This is a genomic window from Soehngenia longivitae, from assembly GCF_004684055.1.
GTDB lineage: Bacteria > Bacillota > Clostridia > Tissierellales > Tissierellaceae > Soehngenia > Soehngenia longivitae.
In genome coordinates this window covers 1-3306 of record NZ_SRIB01000024.1, presented here as the reverse complement: position 1 = coordinate 3306, position 3306 = coordinate 1, and the positions used below count along the sequence as shown (strand labels likewise).

The 3306-nt window shown below is 31.2% G+C and carries 3 protein-coding genes and 2 tRNA genes; all 5 read left to right on the top strand.

The window, feature by feature from the left end; all coding sequences use genetic code 11:
* Positions 1-135: 135 nt before the first annotated feature.
* Positions 136-211, top strand: a tRNA-Arg gene (locus tag E4100_RS09210).
* 11 nt (positions 212-222) lie between these two features.
* Positions 223-672, top strand: coding sequence for a tRNA adenosine(34) deaminase TadA (gene tadA / locus E4100_RS09205; protein ID WP_135271753.1), 450 nt, complete (start codon positions 223-225; stop codon positions 670-672).
* Between the two features lie 3 nt (positions 673-675).
* Positions 676-764 (top strand) — tRNA-Ser (locus tag E4100_RS09200).
* A gap of 342 nt (positions 765-1106) precedes the next feature.
* On the top strand, positions 1107-1703 hold the full coding sequence (locus E4100_RS09195; protein ID WP_135271752.1) for a type IV toxin-antitoxin system AbiEi family antitoxin domain-containing protein: 597 nt from the start codon (positions 1107-1109) through the stop codon (positions 1701-1703).
* Positions 1703-2599, top strand: a complete 897-nt coding sequence (locus tag E4100_RS09190; protein ID WP_135271751.1) for a nucleotidyl transferase AbiEii/AbiGii toxin family protein — start codon at positions 1703-1705, stop codon at positions 2597-2599. Before E4100_RS09195 ends, E4100_RS09190 begins: the two co-directional genes overlap by 1 nt.
* Positions 2600-3306: the final 707 nt, after the last annotated feature.

The following is a 3306-nucleotide window of genomic DNA, read 5'->3' as shown; positions in this document are numbered from 1 at the left end:
TGATTATGGAGCTATTATTCTAAATATTATTTAGAAAATTATTATTAGTTGTTTTCCAACAATTAATTGACACTATCAGAAGATTATAAGTAATTGACAAAGATCTCAATTTAATGTAGAATATTATGGTAGCAAGCACCCGTAGCTCAGTAGGATAGAGCGGTGCCCTCCTAAGGCATGTGCAGGGGTTCAATTCCTCTCGGGTGCACCATAGGTGATATAATGGATGAACTTTTCATGAAGAAAGCTATTGAACTTGCAAAATTAAGCACCTGCGATGTACCTGTAGGTGCTGTTATTGTGCATGATGGAAAAATAATAGCAGAGGGCTATAACATGAAAGAAATCACAAAAGACCCAACTCATCATGCAGAAATAATAGCTATAAAAAAGGCCTCACAGGTTTTAGGTGGATGGAGATTAATTAATTGCACTATGTATGTTACATTAGAACCTTGTGCAATGTGTGCAGGAGCTTTAGTAAATGCAAGGATTGATAGACTGGTAATAGGTACAATGGATGAAAAAAGAGGATTTTGTGGCTCGGTTGAAGATTTGACATCTCACCCAAAGCTAAATCACAAAATAGAAGTAACCAAAGGCATATTAGAAGACGAATGTAGGAAATTACTAGTTGATTTTTTTAAAGATTTGCGAAAAAATAAAAAATAATAGGGAGAAGTATCGAAGTGGTCATAACGAGCCTGACTCGAAATCAGGTTGCCTTAACGGGCACGTGGGTTCGAATCCCACCTTCTCCGCCAACAAAATAAATATATGCTATATAAAACACTGCTCACCATAATGCTAAATAATGCACATGGACGAGCAGTGTTTTCTATGCTTAGTACTTGCAGTCTTAAGAAGTTAAAACAGCGACAGCTGTTGACCATATAGAATCCTATAAAGAAGTTTAAGTTTTTAATTAGAGATGGAGAAAAAAAATATCGTATAAATGGTTTGTGAGATTTACTAGAAACTAAAATACAAAACATGGGAGTTAGGATTATTTTTGTTTAAAATTCTTGAAAATCAAATAATTAAATGATATAATTGCACCAAAATACCCGCATTGCTAATCGTAATGCGGACAATGGAGTGCAATTATGATTGAAAAAAGTGTTATTTATGAAGAATTTAAAAATCACGGTGGAGTACTAAGAACATCAGAACTTAATGCATTGGGGCTTTCAAGTCGGCAAATAAAGAAACTTGTAGAGAGTGGAGATATTACTAGAATTAAACGTGGCTATTATGAAATATCTGATAATATATATCCGCAAGAAGCTGTAATAGCAAGGTTATTTCCAGATGCAGTAATCTTTCTTGAAAGTGCACTGATGCATTATGGATATACAGATAGAATACCTCAAGCGTGGCAAATAGCTGTTGATAGAGATAGTGAAAAAAGTCAGTATAAAATTGATTATCCATCAATAGAAGTTTTTTATATCGAACCAAAACTACTAGAAATCGGTTTGGATGTAATTAAAGTAGAAGAGGTTGAGGTGAGAATATTTAATCGGGATCGTACTATATGTGATGTACTCCGTTATGAGAATAAGTTGGAGAGAGAAGTATTTACTAATGCCATAAAACGCTATATAAGAGATCCAAAGAAAAATGTGAGGAACTTGTTTGAATATGCTAAAGTTTTTAACATTAAAAATAAAGTACAGACATATATAGGAGTGTGGTTGTAATGGGAAATATTGAAGCATCGATTTTAGCAAGACTAAAAAACAAATCGAAAGAACAAAACATCCCATTACAACAACTACTAAATTTATTTTGCCAAGAAGAATTTCTTCGAAGACTTTCAGGGAGTAATTATAAAGAGAATCTTATTCTTAAAGGTGGATTTTTATTATATTCAATTAGTGGATTTAGTACAAGACCAACAGTTGATGCAGATTATCTTTTAAAGAATTATTCAAATGATTTAGATGCTATAAAAAAGCTTGTTGAAGAAATTATTTTTTTACCTAGCAATAATGATTTTGTAGAGTTTAAAATTAGAGGTTTAGAGGAAATTAGTGAGGTTAAAGAGTATCATGGCATCAGAGTAAACCTTACTGGTATTATTGGACGGACAAAGACACCTTTTAGTATAGACTTTGGAGTTGGAGATATTGTTGTACCTTCTCCAGTTGAAAGAACTCTGCCAGTAATACTTCCAGAGTTTGAAAAGCCTGAGGTATTAACTTATTCTTTAGAATCTACAGTAGCAGAGAAATTAGATGCGATTATATCTTTAATGGAAGCCACAGGGCGCATGAAGGATTTTTATGATATATATTATTTAGCAACAACATTCGATTTTGTGGGTAAGGAAATTAAAGAAGCAATATATGAAACATTATCTAATCGAGGCACACCATATGAAAAGGACTCTGTTGCCGTTATTGCAAGACTTATTAAAGATAGTCAAATTCAAAACAGGTGGGATATTTTCTGTAAAAAAATATTAAAATATAAACTTGATTTTGCTGATGTAGTTAATATAATTATTGATTTTACATTACCACCATTTGAGTCAATGGTTGAAGAAGATGAATTTTTGAAAAATTGGAGCTATAAGGACAGAAAATATATTTAATCGGAAGGTAGGCTTTACTAGCCTGCTTTTTAATTTTAATTAATTATGATATAACCCTTGAAATTCCTTGTATTTAGAGTGATATATGTAAGTATCAAAAATACAGGGAGGTAATAAGGATTATTATTTTACAAAAAGACATTCTCATAAACTACGATTTTATAGAAAATGATAGTGTCAATTAATCTATGGAAAACAATTAAGTAGTGATTATTTTTCTAAATCTATTGAGGTAGTGCTAAATAGTTTGTGCTTCATCATTCCAAATTAGGGAATTTGACTAAATTTAAAACTATTTTAAAATTAAGATTAAATTGATTAGATTTAGTAAAAATTAAAAATTTATTTGGTAGCCCTTTAAATCATTCAAAGCATCTTGAATATCTTGAGTTGTTTCTAGCCGATAAGATTCTAGTATTGCTTTGATTAACTTAACATTTTTCTTTTATAGTCTTTTTCTTTCCATAATAAAATCCTCCTAGTTAAGTTATTTATATTTTACCTCAACCTGGAAGATATTCATACACAAACTATTTCACAGTCTCCAAATTTTTGCATTTAGTTAATTGTAAAAGTAAATTAGACCCCTTTTTCAAAAACAGTCTAATTTAGTCTTACAAATTTAGGGTTCTAATTTAACCTTACAAACTTTTGATGGACATAATTTGTTTTGTGAAGCCAGAGGGTGCTATCTTCTCAAGAAGAGC

Excerpts from the sequence above, each read along its gene's own strand:
- E4100_RS09190 (WP_135271751.1), top strand. The coding sequence starts at position 1,703 with ATGGGAAATATTGAAGCATCGATTTTAGCAAGACTAAAAAACAAATCG.
- E4100_RS09195 (WP_135271752.1), top strand. The coding sequence starts at position 1,107 with ATGATTGAAAAAAGTGTTATTTATGAAGAATTTAAAAATCACGGTGGA.
- tadA (WP_135271753.1), top strand. The coding sequence starts at position 223 with ATGGATGAACTTTTCATGAAGAAAGCTATTGAACTTGCAAAATTAAGC.